Raw genomic sequence first — 16,816 nt, 5'->3', positions numbered from 1 at the left:
TCGGGCGCCGGCCCGGCTCTTACCTCGTCTAAGCTGCCGCTACATGGCCATGCCACTCATGTGGTCGTTGCTGGCTCCCTGGCGCAGGGTAAACTCGCTTTGCAGCAAATAAGCTCCGGCCACCACCACGTGGTCGCCGGGCTGCACGCCGGCCAGAATGGGCACCGTGGCCGCCGTGCCCGCCCCGGCCTGCACCAGCACCCGCCGATACTGCCGCGGCCCGGTTTGCGTCCACACGTAGCTGCGCGGCCCGTCGTGAATGAGGGCTTCGGCCGGCACGCGCAGCGCCGGGGGGGCGGTGGGCGCCGGGCCAGCGGCCGGGGCAGCCAGCAGCACGTTGGCCTGGGCGCCGGGCCGCAGGCGGCCGCCGGGGTTGGGCAGCTCGATGCGGGCCAGCGTAATCTGGCTTTCGCCGCTCAGTTCGGGGCTGAGAAACACCACTTTACCCCGCAGCGCCTGGCCGGCTACCTGCACGGCCACGGTGCTGCCCAGCGGCAGCCGGCCGGCCTCGGCGGGGTACAGCTGGGCCTCTACCCACACGCGGCTCAGGTCGGTGAGGGTGAGCAGGGGCGTGCCCTCGGCCACGTACTGGCCCTGCACCACGCTGAGCGACTGCACGGTACCCGTGCGCGGGCTGTAGTAGGTAACCAGCGCCCCCGGCCGGCCGCTGGCCGCCAGCTGCCGCAGTTGCCCGGCCGACACGCCCAGCAGCCGCAGCTTCTGGGCGGTGGCTTCGGCAAAGTGGCGGTAGGTGGGCCCGGCCACCAGTTGGTCCTGGGCCAGGGCCAGCACGTACTCGCGCTGCAAGCTTTGCAGCTCCTCGCTATACACCGCAAACAGCGGCGCGCCCTGGCGCAGCACCTGCCCGGTTTGGCGCACGTAGAGGCGCTCGACGCGGCCGGCCACGCGGCTGCTCACGCTGGCCGTGCGCTGGGCATCGGCCGTGACGGTGCCCGTGAGCACCGATTGCGGCGCGGGGCTGGTAGTTGAGATTTTAGCAATAACTTTTTCACTGCCAATAACTTGACTTTTAATATTGCCCAGCTCGACTTGCTGGGCCGTGAGCACGAGGTCGCCGCTGGCGGGGTTTTCGGCGGGCATGGCGGCCATTTCGGCGGGCGTCATCTTTTGGGCGGCGGGCCGGGCCGAGGTTTTGACTAGGTCCATGCCGCAGATGGGGCAGCTACCGGGCTTGTTCTCATGCACCTGCGCGTGCATGGGGCAGGTGTACACGGCCGCGGCTGGCTGTGCCGGGGCCGGCGCAGCGGCCACCGGCTTGGCCAGCACCGCCAGCAAATCCATGTGGCAGATGGGGCAGCTGCCGGGTGCCTCCGCGTGAATTTGCGGGTGCATGGAGCAGGTGTAATAGGCGACGCCTGAGGCGGTATTGGCCACTTCCGGCTTGTGCTGGCAGGCGGCGGTGCCCAGCAGCATAAGCAGCAGGAGCACCCACCCACGGCGGCGCTGCGGGCAACGTGGTCGGCTTAGTAGCTTCGCGTTATTCATGAGCGGAAACGGTGGTAGCGTCGGTTTGAACAAACCCTTCACTGTCAATTAAATACTGGCCATTAGTGGCCACGTCCTCCGTGCCAGCGAGGCCACGCAGTACCTGCACCTGGCTGGCGGTGCGCTCGCCTACCTGCACGGCCACCGGCACAAACGTGCGCCCGCGCCGCACAAAGGCCACCTGCCGCGTGCCCAGGTCAACCACCGCGGCGCGGGGCAGCCAAAAAGCACCTGCCGCAGCCGGGACCACCCCGGCTACCAAGCGCCCGGTGAGGCGCTGGCCCCGGCGCAGAAAGCCCTTAGCATTAGGTAAATACACGCGCACGGCCGCCACGCTGGCCCCGGCCCGAAACTCGGGCTCCACCAAATCGAGGCGGGCCGTGATGGGTGGCAGGGCCGTGCCCTCGGCCACCACGCGCAGCGCCTGGCCGGGGTGCAGCTGGGCCAGTTCGGGTGGCGTGGGCTGGAAAATGCCCCACACTTGGTCGGTATTTATGACTTGGAAGAGATTTTGGCCGGTGGTCACGTAAGCGCCTTCGGTGAGGGCGAGCTGGGTGGGAGAGGGGGCGCTGGTGGGAGTGGGCGCGGCGGCCGGGGCGGTAGCTGCGCCACCGCCGCCCATGGCGCTGCCGCCCATGCCGCCGGCCGCGCTGGGGCTAGTTTCGGTGGTTTCGGGAGTTGCGGGCAGGGGCGCGTTGGCCACGGCGGTTTCGACCACGTAACCGTCGTAGGGACTGAATATGGCCACCCGGTAGCTGGGCCGGCGGGTGCGGGCCAGGCCGCGCAGCTGGCCATCGGTGAGGCCCAGCAGGCGCAGCTTTTGGCGCGCGCCGGTGAGCAGCGGGGTGTTCTCGGCATCGTTTTCCAGCAGGAAAACCAGCTCCTGCTCAGCCGTTATCAACTCGGGGCTGTAGAGCTCCAGCAGCAGCTGGCCCCGGCGCACGGGCTGGTAGTTGTAGCGCACCAGCAGCCGCTCGATGCGCCCGCCGAAGCGCGCGGCCACGGCGCGGCTGCGGCGCGGGTCATACTCCACCACGCCCGGCAGGGTGAGGGTATCGGCGGCCGCGCCCGTGGCGGCGGGGCGCACGGTGGCTACCGCCGATAGTACGGCGGCATTGGGCGCCTGGCCCACGCTGCTAAGGTCGGCTTCGGCGGGCGCACCGCCCGCGCCGGTGGCTTTGGGTACTAAATCCATGCCGCAGATGGGGCAACTGCCGGGGGCCTCACGCACTATCTGGGGGTGCATGGGGCAGGTGTATTGCGCGGCCGCGCTGGCAGCGGCCGGCGGCGTGGCGCTGGCGTTGGCGGGGCCGTGGGCTTGGCCGTGGCAGCCGGCCAGCAGCAGCGCAGCCGCGGCCAGCGCCCCCAGCCACGGGCGGCGCAAAGGCTTATTGCTCAAGTTCCTGGGCATGGCGCACGGTGAGGGTGAGGAGTTCATTTTGGGTGTCGAGGTATTGCAGGCGGGTGAGCAGCCAGGTGTTCAGGGCTTCGACCACGGCGGGCAGCTGGGCGGTATTTTGCTGGTAGGCCAGCAGCGTTACCTGGTAGCTTTTGCGCAGGGCGGGCAGGATGCCCTTCTCGAAATTCTCGACCTGCTCGCGCTTGGTCGTCATGTCCGATTGCAGGGCGCTGAGGCGGCCGGCCGCCTCGTTGAGCAGGCTGGCGCGCTGCTGGCGCACGGCCTGGGCCTCGTAGCCGAGCGCGGCGGTGTTGGCCCGGTACTCGCGGGCGGCCCAGGGCACCACTGGAATCGTGACCATGCCCATGACCGTGAACTGGTTGGGCGTGACGCCGATGCCGTTCATGTGGTCGTAGCGCACCCCAAAATCGGGGCGGCGGCGGCTGGTTTCCACGGCCTGGTTGAGGCGCACCACGGCCAGCGACTGGTCGAGGCCGCGCACGTCGCTGCGGCTTCGGGCCAGGGCGGCGGTGTCGGGCTGCTGGTCGGCGGCGGGCGGGGCGGGCAACAGGGTGTCCACGGCAAACTCGGTGGCGGGGTCGCGGGCCATCAAGGTGTTGAGCATAATGGTGTTCTGGCGCAGTTGGCCGTAGAGCTGGGCGTGGTCGTTGCCATGCATAGCCACCCGCGCCCGCACTTGGTAGATGCTGGCCAGCGAGGTCTGGTTATAGGGGTAGCGCGCCTGGGCAATCTTCAGCAGAAAATCGAGCAGAAACGCGCTCTCATCCAGCACCTTGAGCTTCTTCTCTAAAATCACGCGACTATAATACAGGGTGCGCGCCTGGGCCCGCAGCTCGTTGAACGAGGCCGCCTGGCCGGCCTGCTCCACGGCGGCCTGGCCGGCCAGGTAGGCGCGCTTGGCGCGCTGCTTGGCGGGGTTGGGCAGCATTTGCTCCACCGATACCATTTGCATGCCCTCGCCCCGGCCATTGTTCATCTCCTTGATGGGGCGCTGGTTGTAGGGCGTCATCCAGTAGCCGGCGCTCACCTTGGGCGCTTCCCAGGCGCTGGCCCCGGCCACGGCAGCGTCCTTGGCCTGCGCGCGGTAGGCGTACTGGCGCAGGGCGGGGTTGCGGCGTTCGACGGCGCGCAGGACCGAGTCGAGCGGTAGCACGCGCTGGGCCTGGGCGGGGAGGGCCAACGTTAGTAAAAATAAGATTGTCAAGTAGTTATTCATGGTCGTTCTGGCGGGGCGCCTCACGGGACCCCTCTGGGGCCGGCCCCCTCTCCGAAAAGGAGAGGGGGAGCCGAGTAGGCGCGGGCGTTTTTTTGGGTTTTTACTTCACTTCTCTCTTATTAATCGTCAGGCTCCCCCTCTCCTTTTCGGAGAGGGGGCCGGCCCCAGAGGGGTCCCGTGAGGCGCCCCCTCGCGCCGCCTAATGCTAATGCGTTACCGCCAGCACGTCCAGCTTGCCAAACTTGCGTAGCTCATACTCCTTGGTCATCAAAAAGATAAGCGGCGTAACCAGCAGAATGTGGGTCGAAGACGTGAACACGCCCCCAATGAGCGGCAGCACAATGGGCAGCATCACGTCGGAGCCCGTGCCGCTGGCCCAGAGCACTGGCACCAGCCCAAACAGCGCCACCGATACCGTCATGAGCTTGGGCCGCAGGCGCTTGGCGGCGCCGTGGAACACGGCCTCGCGCAAGTCTTCCTTAGTAATCGTAGCGCTGGAATTGCCCTGGCGGGCCACCAGCTGCTGCATGGCATCGTTGAGGTAAATGACCATGATGACGCCCGTTTCCACGGCCAGCCCGAAGAGGGCGATGAAGCCCACGGCCACCGCCACCGACAAGTGCACGCCGTAGAAATACACCAGATACGCCCCGCCAATGAGCGCAAACGGGATGGTGACCAGGCTCAGCAACGCCTCGCGCACCGAGTGAAAGGCGAAGTACAGGCACCCAAAAATCACGGCCAGCACAAGGGGCAGGATGAACAGCAGCGTGCGCTGCGAGCTAATCAGGTTTTCGTACTGCCCGCTCCACTCCAGGTAGTAGCCGGCGGGCAGCTTGCCCTGCATGGCCTGTACCTTCTGCATGGCTTCCTGCACGGTGCTGCCCAGGTCGCGGTCGCGTACGTTAAACAGCACGGCCCCACGTAGTTGAGCATTCTCGGAATTAATCATGGGCGGGCCATTTTCGAAGCGTAGAGTGGCCACGGTCGAGAGCGGCACCGGGCCGTAGGCGGTAGTTTGGATGGGGATGCGGCCCATGGCGGCCAGGCTGTTGCGGAAATCCTCGGCCAGGCGCACGCTGATGGCGAAGCGCCGCCGGCCCTCCACGGTGCTGGCCACGGGCGCGCCGCCGATGGCCGTTTCCACCACCTCGTTTACCTGGTCCACGCTCAGGCCGTAGCGGGCCAGCTGGTCGCGTTTCAGGTCGATTTGTAAATACTTGCCGCCCGTGATGGGGTCCACGTACAGGTCTTGCACGCCGGGCACGCCGCCCAGCGCCGCCCGCACCTGCTGCGAAATGTTGTATATCGTATCGAGCTGCTGGCCATACACTTTCACGCCCACATCGGTGCGGATGCCGGTGCTCAGCATGTTGATGCGGTTGATGATGGGCTGCGTCCAGCCATTGACCACGCCGGGTATTTGCAGCTTGGTATTCAGCTCCGCAATGAGCTGAGCCTTGGTAAGGCCGGGCCGCCACTCGGCGCGGGGCTTGAGCTGGATGATGGTTTCAATCATGCTCAGCGGGGCGTTGTCGGTGGCGGTGCTGGCCCGGCCGGCTTTGCCCAGCACGCCCTTTACCTCGGGCACCTGCATGATGATTTTGTCCTGCACCTGCAAAATGCGCTTCACCTCGGTGTTCGACACGTCGGGCTGGGTGATGGGCATGAACAGAATGGAGCCCTCATCGAGCGGCGGCATAAACTCGGTGCCCAGGCTCAGCAGCAGCGGAACACTCACGGCCAGCAGCGCCAGGTTGATGCCGATGGTGGTTTTGCGCCACGTCAGGCACCAGTTGATGAGCGGCGCGTACACCCGCTCCAGCCCCCGGTTGATGGGGTTTTGCTCCTCGGTTTTAAACTTGCCCTTCATAAAAAAGGACAGCAGCACCGGGGCCAGCGTCACGGCCAGCACCGCGTCGATGAGCAGGATAAACGTCTTGGTATACGCCAGCGGGTGAAACAGCTTGCCCTCCTGCCCGGTGAGCAAAAACACGGGTAGAAAGGACGCTACGATAATAATCGTGGAGAAAAATATCCCCCGCGACACCTGCTTGCTGGATTTCTCGATGATGGCGAGGCGCTCGTCGTTGGTCATGGGAATGGAAGTAATGGGGGTAATCAGAACGTCATGCTGAGCGAAGGCGGAGCCGTAGTCGAAGCATCTCTACCGCTTCGTTGCGCCGACTGGATTACTCCCGTGATACAGATGCTTCCTTCGTCAGTATGACGTTCTTATTCAATTCGTTATGAGTCACTTGCCCGCTAGATGCTGCCGCCTCCTCAGCCGCCTGATGCAGCGCCAAATTGCGGTAGGCATTCTCAGCCATCACAATGCCGTTATCGACAATCACCCCGATGGCCAGGGCTATTCCGGTGAGCGACATGATGTTAGAAGAAATCCCGAAGGCGTTCAGCAGGATGAAGCTGGCGGCGATGGTAACCGGAATCTGGAGCAGAATGCTAAGCGCGCTGCGCCAGTGAAACAGGAACACCAGCACCACCAGCGACACCACGGCCATTTCTTCGAGCAGCGTGTGCTTGATGTTGGCCACCGACTCTTCGATGAGGCCGCTGCGGTCATACACGATGTCGAACGACACGCCGGCGGGCAGGCCCTTGGCTACCTCGGTCATTTTGGCCTTCACGCGGGTGATGACCTCATCGGCGTTTTCGCCGTAGCGCATCACCACGATGCCGCCCACGGCCTCGCCCTCGCCGTTGTGGTCAAAGATGCCGAGGCGGCTTTCGCCCGTCATTTGCACCGTGCCAAGGTCGCGCAGGCGCAGCGGCACGCCGCCGGGCCGGGTGAGCACCGACACGTTTTCGAGGGTGGCCACGTCCTGAATGTAGCCGTTCGTTTTGATGATGTAGCCCACGCCCGACTGCTCAAACTTGCGCCCACCGGCTTCGTTGTTGTTGCTGCGCACGGCAGCCAGTACCTGCGGCAGGCTCACGTTGTAGTAGGTGAGCTTGGTGGGGTCTACGGTCACTTGGTACTCGGGCTGGAAGCCGCCAAAGCTGGCCACTTCGCTCACGCCGGGCACCGTTTGGAGGCCAAATTTCACGTACCAGTCTTGCAGGGCGCGCTGCTCGCCCAGGTCCAGCTTGGGCGCGTGCAGCGTGTACCAGAGCACGTGGCCCACGCCCGTGCCATCGGGGCCTAGGGTGGGGGTGAGGCCGGCCGGCAGCAGCCGCTGGGCAAAGTTGAGCCGCTCCAGCACCCGCTCGCGGGCCCAGTAGATGTCGGTATTGTCATTAAAAATGACGTACACGAAGCTCATGCCAAACATGGAGGCGGCGCGCACGGCCCGCACCTGCGCCAGCCCTTGCAGGTTGGTTACGAGCGGGTAGGTTACCTGGTCCTCAATAATTTGGGGGCCGCGGCCGGCCCACTCGGTGAACACAATCACCTGGTTTTCCGACAAGTCGGGAATGGCGTCGAGCTTGCTGGCCCGCACCGAAAAAATGCCCCACACCAGTAGCACCGCCGCCACCAGCAGCACGAGCACGCGGTTGCGTAGCGAAAAAGAAATAAGTTGCTCAATCATCTGATTAGCAGCAAGAAGTGAAAGTGGCGCTGGCCAGGCCGGAAACCCCCAGCGGGGACATCGGCGGGCCGCAACGGCCCCAGCGCCCGTGCGCTGGCCGAAAGCGGCCCACGCACGAAAGCCCCGCGGCCAACCGGCCGGGGGAGCAAGGCAACACCCAGAAGCTAAATCAACAAAGCATGCCCGCGCACGTAGGCGGGGCACTCGGGCGGCGGGGCGGCGGTAGCCGCCAGCAGCGCAGCTGGCGCGTCGGCTGGGTAGGTGGGGGTGGGCAGCCGGTAGGCCAGGCGCAGAGGAGCGGGCAGGGCGGCCGGCGCTTGCAGCTTAAACTGCGCGGTGGTCAGCTTGACATCCTTGAGGGTGCTGCTCACCTTTTGGTCGTGGCAGCAGCCGGCGGGCTTTTTGGGCACCGGGCAGCAGCAGTGCGCCTGCTTGGCTACCGAAACCTGCGTTAGGTTTTGGCCGCAAAAGTGCATGCTGTACACCAGCCCGGGGCTGGACAACAGATAGCTCAAGAGCAGAAACAGGCTAACGAAGCGTTTCAAACGAGGGTACGGAAAGTGGGGCCGGGGCCAACGCCGCAAAGATACGGCCGCCCGCCGGGCCTGGGTTTACAGGATTTGGAGGGAGAGGTGTAAGATTCGCCTGGGGGCGGCCGCGCCGGTCCGTCGGCGAAGCCGGCCGACCGGTTGGCGCAGGCGCCGTCTGGACAGTCGGGCAGACATTGCTCACGCAACAGCTGGTTGGCCGGCTATCGTTCACACGGCAACTGGTTGACGTAGGCGCCGCTTGGCTAGTCGTGCGGGTTTTGTTCACGCGTCAACCGGTCGGCCGGCTGCGCCGGCGGACCGGCGCGCGACCCTGACCTGGGTCCCGCCCGGAATCTTGCACCTCCCGGCCCTAATTGCGTGCCGCCGGGGCCGCACCCACGTCGTCCCTTTGCTGTTATACTAGTTGAACTTCCGCCGGCCCTGGTGCCGCTTTGCTATATGAATCCCCTGCCCACGGCCCCCGCGGCCGCTACCGAAACGGCCACTCTCGACATTGAGGGCATGACCTGCGCCTCCTGCTCCAACTTCGTGGAGCGCACGCTCAGCCGCACGCCCGGCGTGCAGCGCGCCGTAGTGAACCTGGCCACCGAGAAAGCCACCATTGACTTTGAGCCCGGCCAGATAACCCGCGCCGGCCTGAAGGCTGCCATCGAAGAAGCCGGCTACGGCGTGGCCGAAACCGCCGCCAGCGCGGCCGCCCCCGACCAGCCCGCCAGCCCCCTGGCCACCAACGACGAGCTGGCCGCCCGTAAGGCCGCCACCTACGCTCACCTGCGCCGCCGCTTTGTGGTGGCCATTACCCTGGCCGCCGTGGTCATGGTGCTGAGTATGAATATGTTATGGCCCGCGCTAGAAGCCCGGCTCAATATGCAGCTGCTCAATTACTTGCAATTGGCGCTCACGCTGCCCGTGGTGCTGTATTGCGGGCGCGAGTTCTACGTGGCGGCCTGGAACGGCTTGCGCCACCGCACTGCCAGCATGGACACGCTTATTGCCGTGGGCACGGGCGCGGCGTTTGCTTATAGCCTGGTAGCCACGCTGTTGCCGGGCGTGCTCACCAGCCGCGGCATTGCGCCGCACGTGTATTACGACACCACGGCCACCATTATCGCCCTCATTTTGCTGGGCAAGGTGCTGGAGGCGCGCGCCAAGGTGCGCACCTCGGCCGCTATGAAGGCGCTGCTGGGCTTGCAGGCGCGCACGGCCCGCGTGGTGCGCGGCAGCCAGGAAGTAGATGTAGCTATCGAGCAGGTGCAGCTGGGCGATGTGGTGGTGGTGCGCCCCGGCGAGAAAGTAGCCACCGACGGCATCATCCAAGCCGGCCAGTCGGCCCTCGACGAGGCCATGCTCACCGGCGAAAGCCTGCCCGTGGAGAAAAAAGCCGGCGACCCGGTATTCGGGGCCACTATCAACAAGACGGGCTCCTTCCGCTTTGTGGTGACCAAGGTGGGGGCCGACACCATGCTGGCTCAAATTGTGCAACTCGTGAGTGACGCCCAGGGCAGCCGTGCGCCCATTCAGCGGCTGGCCGACCGGGTGAGCGCGGTGTTCGTACCCACCGTGATAGTCATTGCGTTACTCACGTTCGGGCTATGGTTTGCCTTTGCACCCGAGGCCACGCGGCTGCCGCTGGCGCTGGTCAATTTTGTGGCTGTGCTCATCATTGCCTGTCCCTGCGCGCTGGGTTTGGCTACGCCCACGGCCATCATGGTGGGCACCGGCAAGGGGGCCGAGCTGGGCATCCTCATCCGCAACGCCGAAGCCCTCGAAAAAGCCTACCAGGTTGATACCGTGCTGCTCGATAAAACCGGCACTATCACAAAGGGTGAGCCTTCCGTAACCGACTTCCTTCCGCTGCCCGGCTACGAAGCGGCTAAGCTGCTGCCCCTGCTCGCCGCCGTAGAGCGCCTGAGCGAGCACCCGCTCGCCGCCGCCGTGGTGCGATATGTAGAAAGTACTGATAATCAAAGTGTTAAGCAGGAAGTAAGTTCCGTTAACGAATTAACTACCACAGATTTTCGGGCTGTGGAAGGCCAGGGGGCGGCGGCCACGGTGGGCGGCCAGGCGGTGCTCATCGGCAACCAGCGCCTGCTGCGCGAGGCTGGCGTAGCCGCCACGCCCGCCCAGGAGCAGGCCGCCGCCGGCCTGCTCACCCAGGCCAAAACCGTGCTCTACGTGGCTATTGATGGCCAGCCCGCCGCCGTTATCGGCGTGGCCGATACCATCCGCGCTACCTCGGTGGCGGCCATCCGGCAGCTGCAATCGCTGGGGCTGGAGGTGGTGATGATGACTGGCGATAACCCCCAAACCGCGGCCGCCGTGGCCGCCCAGGTGGGCATCACGCGCTACTTTGCCGAGGTGCTGCCCGCGGGCAAGGCCGGCCAGGTGCAGGCCCTGCAAGCCGAGGGCCGCACCGTGGCCATGGTGGGCGACGGCCTCAACGACGCGCCCGCCCTGGCCCGCGCCAACGTGGGGCTGGCCCTGGCCACCGGCACCGACGTGGCCATGGAGGCCGCCGCCATTACCTTGCTGCGGCCCGACCTGCGGGGCGTGGTCACGGCCATCCTACTCTCGCGCAGCACCATGCGCACCATCCGGCAAAACTTGTTCTTCGCGTTCATTTACAACGCGTTGGGGATTCCCATTGCGGCCGGGCTGCTGTATCCGTTTACGGGCTGGCTGCTGTCGCCCATGCTGGCGGCGGGAGCCATGGCGCTCAGCTCGGTGTCGGTGCTCACCAACTCGCTGCGGCTGCGCAGCTTTCGGATTAAAAATCAGTAAATCAAGTAGTTAACTTATAAACAAGCCCCTCCGTTACTTCGCAAGCTGAAGTGACGGAGGGGCTTCTTTGCGTAAAGAGTGGGCTGGGGCCACTTGGCTTTTACCGCGAAGCAGAACGCAGTGGCCCGGCACGCTCTACCTGCCTGATTGCGGGCTGCCGGGCGGGCGCGGGCACCCGGCGGGGGCAGGGGCAGAGTTGTGCAATATCAATTTTTAAGATGACTTTTATCATATGGGTGCCCGGCTAAGCAGGGAACCTTTGTGGCGAAGTACAGGCCCCATTAAAGCGGGTTTTAGTAAGCTGTCAAGTATGTGTAAGCAACTGAATTAGTAGCCCATACCACAGGTTGACGGACGGGTTAAAGCAGCGCGCAGCAGCTGCCCGAATAGCCCGTTTTTGTTGAAAAATAAGTCTCGGTTTATCCCCCGGCGGCCCGCGCCGCCACCCCATTGCCGTTCACTACCCGTTGGTCTATTCTTAATCGCTACGCCAAGCAGTTATTATATGACATAAAAAACTTACCAACAAGAAGTTATGGAAAGTTACGAGCGTTATACGGACACCTCGCAAGTAATTTTGCCGGCGTTGGATACCGTATTCATTTTTTGGGCATTTCGCCTGGCCGACCACTCGCACGTGGGCTTGGTGCCGCCGGTGGAATACTCGCCGTTTCTGTTTGTCATTTTTGCCCTGCTCTGGGGCATTTTGTCGCGCCAGTTTGCCAATATCTACCGGCTCGACCGGCTGATGAGTTACTCCGAAAAGCTGGGCCGTCTGCTCTACACCTTTGGGCTGCACGCTGGCCTCATGCTGCTGGGCGCGGTGCTGCTGCGGGTGCCGCTGCGGCCGTTTTCGTACCTGCTGGTGGTGTACGTGCTGGCCGTTGACGGTATTGTGCTGGGGCGGTTTGCGCTGGCTTTTGGCTACCGCGCCTACCGGCAGTACGTGGCCAAGCCCCACAGCCGCTTTGTGATAGTGGGCGCCGGGGCTAGCGGCCAGCAGCTCTACCACCTGCTCACGAGCCGCCTCACCAGCGGCGACTCGTTCAAGGGCTTTTTTGTGGCCGAGGGCGAGGTGGTGCCGGCCGCGCTGCGCCCGCTGGTGCGCGGCACCGTGGCCGACCTCAAGGCCTACTGCCGCAGCACGCCGCTCGATGAGCTCTACTTTGCCCTGCCCTTCCACCAGTACGCGCTCATTGAGGACCTGGCCAGCTTTGCGGCCGATAACTTCCTGTCGTTCCGCATTGTGCCCGACTACGCGGGCACGGTGGGCCGGGCCGTGGATGTGCTCTTTCACGACCGTATGCCCATCCTCACGGTGCGCCACGAGCCGCTGGGCATTTATGCCAACCAGATAATTAAGCGCGGGTTCGATATCGCGTTTTCGCTGGTAGTTATCGGGGTGGTGTTTCCGGTGGTGGTGCTGCCGCTGGCGCTGCTCATCAAGCTCGATTCGCCGGGCCCCGTGTTTTTCAAGCAAATGCGGCCGGGCTGGCGCAACCAGCTGTTTCCGTGCTACAAGCTGCGCACCATGCGCCGCGACCACGGCCGCGCCGAGCTGCAAGCCTCCCGCACCGACCCCCGCATCACGCGGGTGGGCCGCTACCTGCGCAAGTACAACCTCGACGAGCTGCCCCAGTTCTTCAACGTGCTGCTCGGGCACATGTCGGTGGTGGGGCCGCGGCCCAATATGGTGTCGCAGCTCGAAGAATACTCCAAGCAAATCAGCACCTACCCGCAGCGCCACACCGTGATGCCCGGCATCACGGGCTACGCCCAGGTAAACGGCTGCCGCGGCGAAACCCGCGCCCCCCAGGCCATGGAGCGCCGCGTGGAATACGACCTTAAGTACATGGAGCGCTGGTCGTTTGGGCTCGACCTTCAGATTATCGGCCAAACCGTGCTCAACATGGTGCGCGGCGAAAAAGACGCCTTTTGAAATTAATTAAAAATGATAAATTAAAAAATTGATTATCAGTTTCTTAATCGCTCATTTTTAATTTTTAATTAAGTTATCCCGCCCGCTATGCAGCCAGCAGTACTTCCCAAAAGTCAGGTAATCAATACGTTGGTATCGACGGGCACGCTGCCCGGCTTTGTCGACACCATTCTGCGGCTGGGCGCGGCGCGCTCCTCGGCCTACGTGTGCTGCGCCAATGTGCACATGCTGGTGGAGGCCCACCGGCGGCCCGCCTTCCGGCCGGTGCTGGCGGGGGCGGCCATCGTCACGCCCGACGGCAGCCCCGTGGCGGCGGCCGTGGGCTGGCTGGGTGGCCAGCGCCAGGCGCGGGTGGCGGGTATGGACCTGCTGCCCGCCCTGCTCACGGCCGCCGCCGCCCGCGGGCAGTCGGTGTACTTCTACGGCACCACGCCGGCGGTGCTGGCGGCCATGGTGGCCCGCGCCGCCCGCGAGCTGCCCGCCCTGCGCATCGTGGGGGCGCACGCGCCGCCCTTCCGGCCCCTCACCCCGGCTGAGGAAGCGGCCGATGCGGCCGCCATCAACGCCGCCGACCCCGACCTGCTGTTTGTGGCCCTGGGCTGCCCGCGGCAAGAGCAGTGGATGGCCGCCCACCAGGGGTGCATTCGGGCGTGCATGCTGGGCGTGGGGCAGGCCTTTCCGGTGTATGCGGGCCTGGAGCCCCGCCTGCCAGCCTGGGCCCGCCGCCTGTGGCTGGAGTGGGCCTACCGCCTGTGGCAGGAGCCCCGCCGCCTGGCCCGCCGCTACCTCGTCACCAACACCTGGTTTATGTATTTGATGATAAGGGAGTTAGGAGTTAGAAGAACGTCATGCTGAGCTTGCCGAAGCATCTCGCTCGCAACTAGCGAACGACACCCGAACGAGGCGAGCGAGATGCTTCGGCAGGCTCAGCATGACGTTCTTTTTTATCTCTATTTCAAGACTGCCCATCTGCAAAAACAACAACTCTCTCCCAAACAAACGCACCTATGAAAGCAGTGATACTAGCCGGGGGCTACGGCACCCGCATCAGCGAGGAAAGCGGGATTCGGCCCAAGCCGATGGTCGAAATTGGCGGCCGGCCCATTCTGTGGCACATCATGAAAACCTATGCCCACCACGGCATCACCGACTTCGTGATTTGCTGCGGCTACAAGGGGCACCTGATAAAGCAGTACTTCGCCGACTACTTTCTGCAAAACTCGGACGTCACCTTCCGGCTCGACCGCCAGCAGATGCAGTTGCACCACACCCACGCCGAGCCCTGGACCGTGACTCTCGTGGACACCGGCCTCGACTCGCTGTCGGGCGGCCGCCTGCGGCGCGTGCGCGAGTACCTGGATGAGCAAACCTTCTGCTTCACCTACGGCGATGGCGTGAGCGACATCGACATTCAGGCCAGCATCCATTACCACCACCAGCAGGGCGCGCAGGCCACGCTCACGGCGGTGCGCCAGCCGGGCCGCTTCGGGGCCTTCAACCTCACTGAGGCTGACCAACGCGTGAATAGCTTCACCGAGAAGCCCGAGGGCGGCGACACACCCTGGATAAACGGCGGCTTCTTCGTGCTGGAGCCCAGCGTATTTGACTATATCGACGCCGACGATACCATGTGGGAACGCGGCCCCCTGGAGCGCCTCTCCGCCGAGGGCCAGCTGGCCGCCTACCGCCACGAGGGCTTCTGGCAGCCCATGGACACCCTGCGCGACCGCACCCTGCTCGAAGAGCTGTGGCAGTCGGGCAAGGCCCCCTGGAAAGTGTGGGCCGCGCCGCCCGCCTGGCAGCCCAAGCCCGTGCCCGCCGCCCCCGCTGAGGCCCCGGCCCCGTCGCGCGCTTTGCCTGCGGAGCTGGTAAATGCTTAGTATATAGTAGGTTAAATAAAGCCTGAGAGAACGTCATGCAAGCCGCAGGGAAGCATCTCGCTCGCATCGTTAAACGGTTAAGATTAGTGCAGCACGTGAGATGCTTCCCTCCGGTCTGTATGACGTTGTCGTAGCCTCACAAGCCCCGCCCGCCCCCATTTACCCCTTGAACTTCACCCCTCACAATCAACAAAATGATTCAACGCATACTCATTACCGGCAATATGGGCTACGTGGGGCCGGGCGTGGTGCAGCACCTGCGCCGCACCTTTCCCGGCGCCGAGCTGATTGGCTACGACCTGGGGCTTTTTGCCCAGTGCCTCACCGGCACGGGCCGCCTGCCCGAGTCGCGGCTCGACCGCCAGGTGTTTGGCGATGTGCGGGCGGTGCCCGCGGCGCTGCTGGCCGGTGTAACGGCTGTGGTGCACCTGGCCGCCATCTCCAACGACCCCATGGGCAACCTGTATGAGGACGTGACGATGGCCATCAACCACCGCGCTGGTATCGAGCTGGCCCGCCAGGCCAAGGCCGCCGGCGTGCGCAGCTTCGTGTTTGCCAGCTCGTGCAGCATCTACGGCGAAGGTGGCAACGACGCTAAAACCGAGGACTCGGCCCTGAACCCGCTCACGGCCTACGCCCGCTCCAAGGTGGCCAGCGAGCGCGACCTGACCCCCCTGGCCGATGAGAGCTTTGTGGTCACCTGCCTGCGCTTTGCCACCGCCTGCGGCTGGAGCGACCGCCTGCGCCTCGACCTGGTGCTCAACGACTTCGTGGCCAGCGCCGTGGCCAGCGGCGAAATCAGTATCCTGAGCGACGGCATGCCCTGGCGGCCCCTCATTCATGTGCGCGACATGGCTCGCGCCATCGAGTGGGCCGTTGAGCGGCCGGCTACGCACGGCGGCGAGTTCCTGGCCATCAACACCGGCTCCGATACCTGGAACTACCGCGTGCTGGCGCTGGCCGCCGCCGTAGCTGTGGCCCTGCCCGGCACCCAGGTGGGCGTGAACCCCACCGCCGCCCCCGACCGCCGCTCGTACCGCGTCGATTTTAGCCTATACCGGCAGCTGGCCCCCGACCACCAACCCCAGCACACGCTATCGGCCACCATTGCCGAGCTGCAACGGCAGCTGCTGGCCACGGGTTTCCGCGACGCGGCCTTCCGCACCTCGCACCTCATGCGCCTGCGCACGCTGGCTGCCCTGCGCGAGCAAGGCGAGCTCACCGAAGACCTCACCTGGGCCGTGGCGGCCACCCAGGTAGCGGCTCCCACCGAGGTAGCCACCATGAGCCTGGCTTGATAAGCTGATGGGCGACGGAGAATTGAAATTTTTGATAAATAGGTTACTGCTAATTGTTTACGCATGATTTTCACCGAAACAAAGTTGGCGGGAGCCTTCATTATTGACTTGGAGCGCCGCACCGACGAGCGCGGCTTTTTTGCGCGCTCGTGGTGCGAAGACGAGTTTGCGGCCCACGGCATTTACCTGCCCCCGCTGCAAGCTAACCTATCGAGCAACCCCACCCAGGGCACCCTGCGCGGCATGCACTACCAGCTGCCGCCCCACGCCGAAAGCAAGCTGGTGCGCTGCACCCGCGGCGCCCTCTACGATGTGATAGTGGACCTGCGCGCCGAGTCGCCCACCTACGGCCAGTGGGTGGGAGTGGAGCTCACCGCCGACAATTTTCGGCAACTCTTTGTGCCCGAGCGCTTTGCCCACGGCTTTCTCACCCTGGAGCCCCACACCGACGCCGCCTACCAGGTATCAGCTAAGTACGCGCCCGGGGCCGAGCACGGCCTGCGCTGGAACGACCCCGCCCTGGCCATTGCCTGGCCCGCCGCGCCCCGCCTGGTGTCGGCCAAAGACCAGGTGCACCCCCTTTTCAATGAGCAATTAGCAGTGAGTAATGAACAGTGAGCAGGTGGGGCCGGGCGGCGGCTGGCCACTGCGCTTGCTGGCCAGCTGCGCGTCGA

General features: G+C 64.8%; 12 protein-coding genes. 6 read left to right on the top strand and 6 right to left on the bottom strand.

Annotated features, from left to right (window positions below; all coding sequences use genetic code 11):
• Positions 1-39: 39 nt before the first annotated feature.
• The 6 genes from ACYVGC_RS19490 to ACYVGC_RS19465 all read right to left on the bottom strand — a co-directional run bounded on the left by ACYVGC_RS19490 (position 40) and on the right by ACYVGC_RS19465 (position 8,238).
• Entirely contained in the window at positions 40-1,506 is a 1,467-nt protein-coding gene (locus ACYVGC_RS19490) for an efflux RND transporter periplasmic adaptor subunit (RefSeq protein WP_460585536.1), read from the bottom strand.
• Positions 1,499-2,917 (bottom strand): efflux RND transporter periplasmic adaptor subunit, encoded by a 1,419-nt coding sequence (locus tag ACYVGC_RS19485; RefSeq protein WP_460585535.1) that lies wholly within the window; start codon positions 2,915-2,917, stop codon positions 1,499-1,501. Before ACYVGC_RS19485 ends, ACYVGC_RS19490 begins: the two co-directional genes overlap by 8 nt.
• Positions 2,895-4,106 carry a TolC family protein gene (locus ACYVGC_RS19480; protein ID WP_460585534.1) on the bottom strand — a complete coding sequence of 404 codons (1,212 nt, stop codon included), beginning with the start codon at positions 4,104-4,106 and terminating at the stop codon, positions 2,895-2,897. The genes ACYVGC_RS19485 and ACYVGC_RS19480 overlap by 23 nt, the downstream gene beginning before the upstream one ends.
• Positions 4,107-4,347: 241 nt before the next feature.
• Positions 4,348-6,240: an efflux RND transporter permease subunit gene (locus ACYVGC_RS19475; protein ID WP_460585533.1), complete on the bottom strand. Its 1,893-nt coding sequence runs from the start codon at positions 6,238-6,240 to the stop codon at positions 4,348-4,350.
• Positions 6,241-6,334: 94 nt separating this feature from the next.
• On the bottom strand, positions 6,335-7,693 hold the full coding sequence (locus ACYVGC_RS19470) for a CusA/CzcA family heavy metal efflux RND transporter (RefSeq protein WP_460585532.1): 1,359 nt from the start codon (positions 7,691-7,693) through the stop codon (positions 6,335-6,337).
• A gap of 164 nt (positions 7,694-7,857) precedes the next feature.
• Positions 7,858-8,238 (bottom strand): HYC_CC_PP family protein, encoded by a 381-nt coding sequence (locus tag ACYVGC_RS19465; protein ID WP_460585531.1) that lies wholly within the window; start codon positions 8,236-8,238, stop codon positions 7,858-7,860.
• Between the two features lie 444 nt (positions 8,239-8,682).
• On the opposite strand from ACYVGC_RS19465, the gene ACYVGC_RS19460 reads away from it, so the two are divergent.
• From ACYVGC_RS19460 to rfbC, 6 genes are all read left to right on the top strand, one after another.
• Positions 8,683-11,025: a heavy metal translocating P-type ATPase gene (locus ACYVGC_RS19460; protein WP_460585530.1), complete on the top strand. Its 2,343-nt coding sequence runs from the start codon at positions 8,683-8,685 to the stop codon at positions 11,023-11,025.
• A gap of 586 nt (positions 11,026-11,611) precedes the next feature.
• The gene (locus ACYVGC_RS19455; protein ID WP_460585528.1) at positions 11,612-12,964 is read left to right on the top strand and encodes an exopolysaccharide biosynthesis polyprenyl glycosylphosphotransferase; all 1,353 of its coding nucleotides are present in this window, start codon (positions 11,612-11,614) and stop codon (positions 12,962-12,964) included.
• 87 nt (positions 12,965-13,051) lie between these two features.
• Positions 13,052-13,819: a WecB/TagA/CpsF family glycosyltransferase gene (locus ACYVGC_RS19450; RefSeq protein WP_460585527.1), complete on the top strand. Its 768-nt coding sequence runs from the start codon at positions 13,052-13,054 to the stop codon at positions 13,817-13,819.
• 152 nt (positions 13,820-13,971) lie between these two features.
• Positions 13,972-14,844 (top strand): glucose-1-phosphate cytidylyltransferase, encoded by an 873-nt coding sequence (rfbF, locus tag ACYVGC_RS19445; RefSeq protein ID WP_460585526.1) that lies wholly within the window; start codon positions 13,972-13,974, stop codon positions 14,842-14,844.
• A 194-nt stretch (positions 14,845-15,038) separates the two neighbouring features.
• Positions 15,039-16,142, top strand: coding sequence for an NAD-dependent epimerase/dehydratase family protein (locus tag ACYVGC_RS19440; RefSeq protein ID WP_460585525.1), 1,104 nt, complete (start codon positions 15,039-15,041; stop codon positions 16,140-16,142).
• Positions 16,143-16,205: 63 nt separating this feature from the next.
• A complete protein-coding gene (gene rfbC, locus ACYVGC_RS19435) occupies positions 16,206-16,760 on the top strand; it encodes a dTDP-4-dehydrorhamnose 3,5-epimerase family protein (RefSeq protein ID WP_460585524.1) in 555 nt (184 codons plus the stop codon).
• Positions 16,761-16,816 lie beyond the last annotated feature (56 nt).

This window comes from Hymenobacter arcticus, assembly GCF_054779975.1.
Note: the sequence above shows the minus strand (reverse complement) of the source record. Positions and strands in the feature narration are given on the sequence as shown.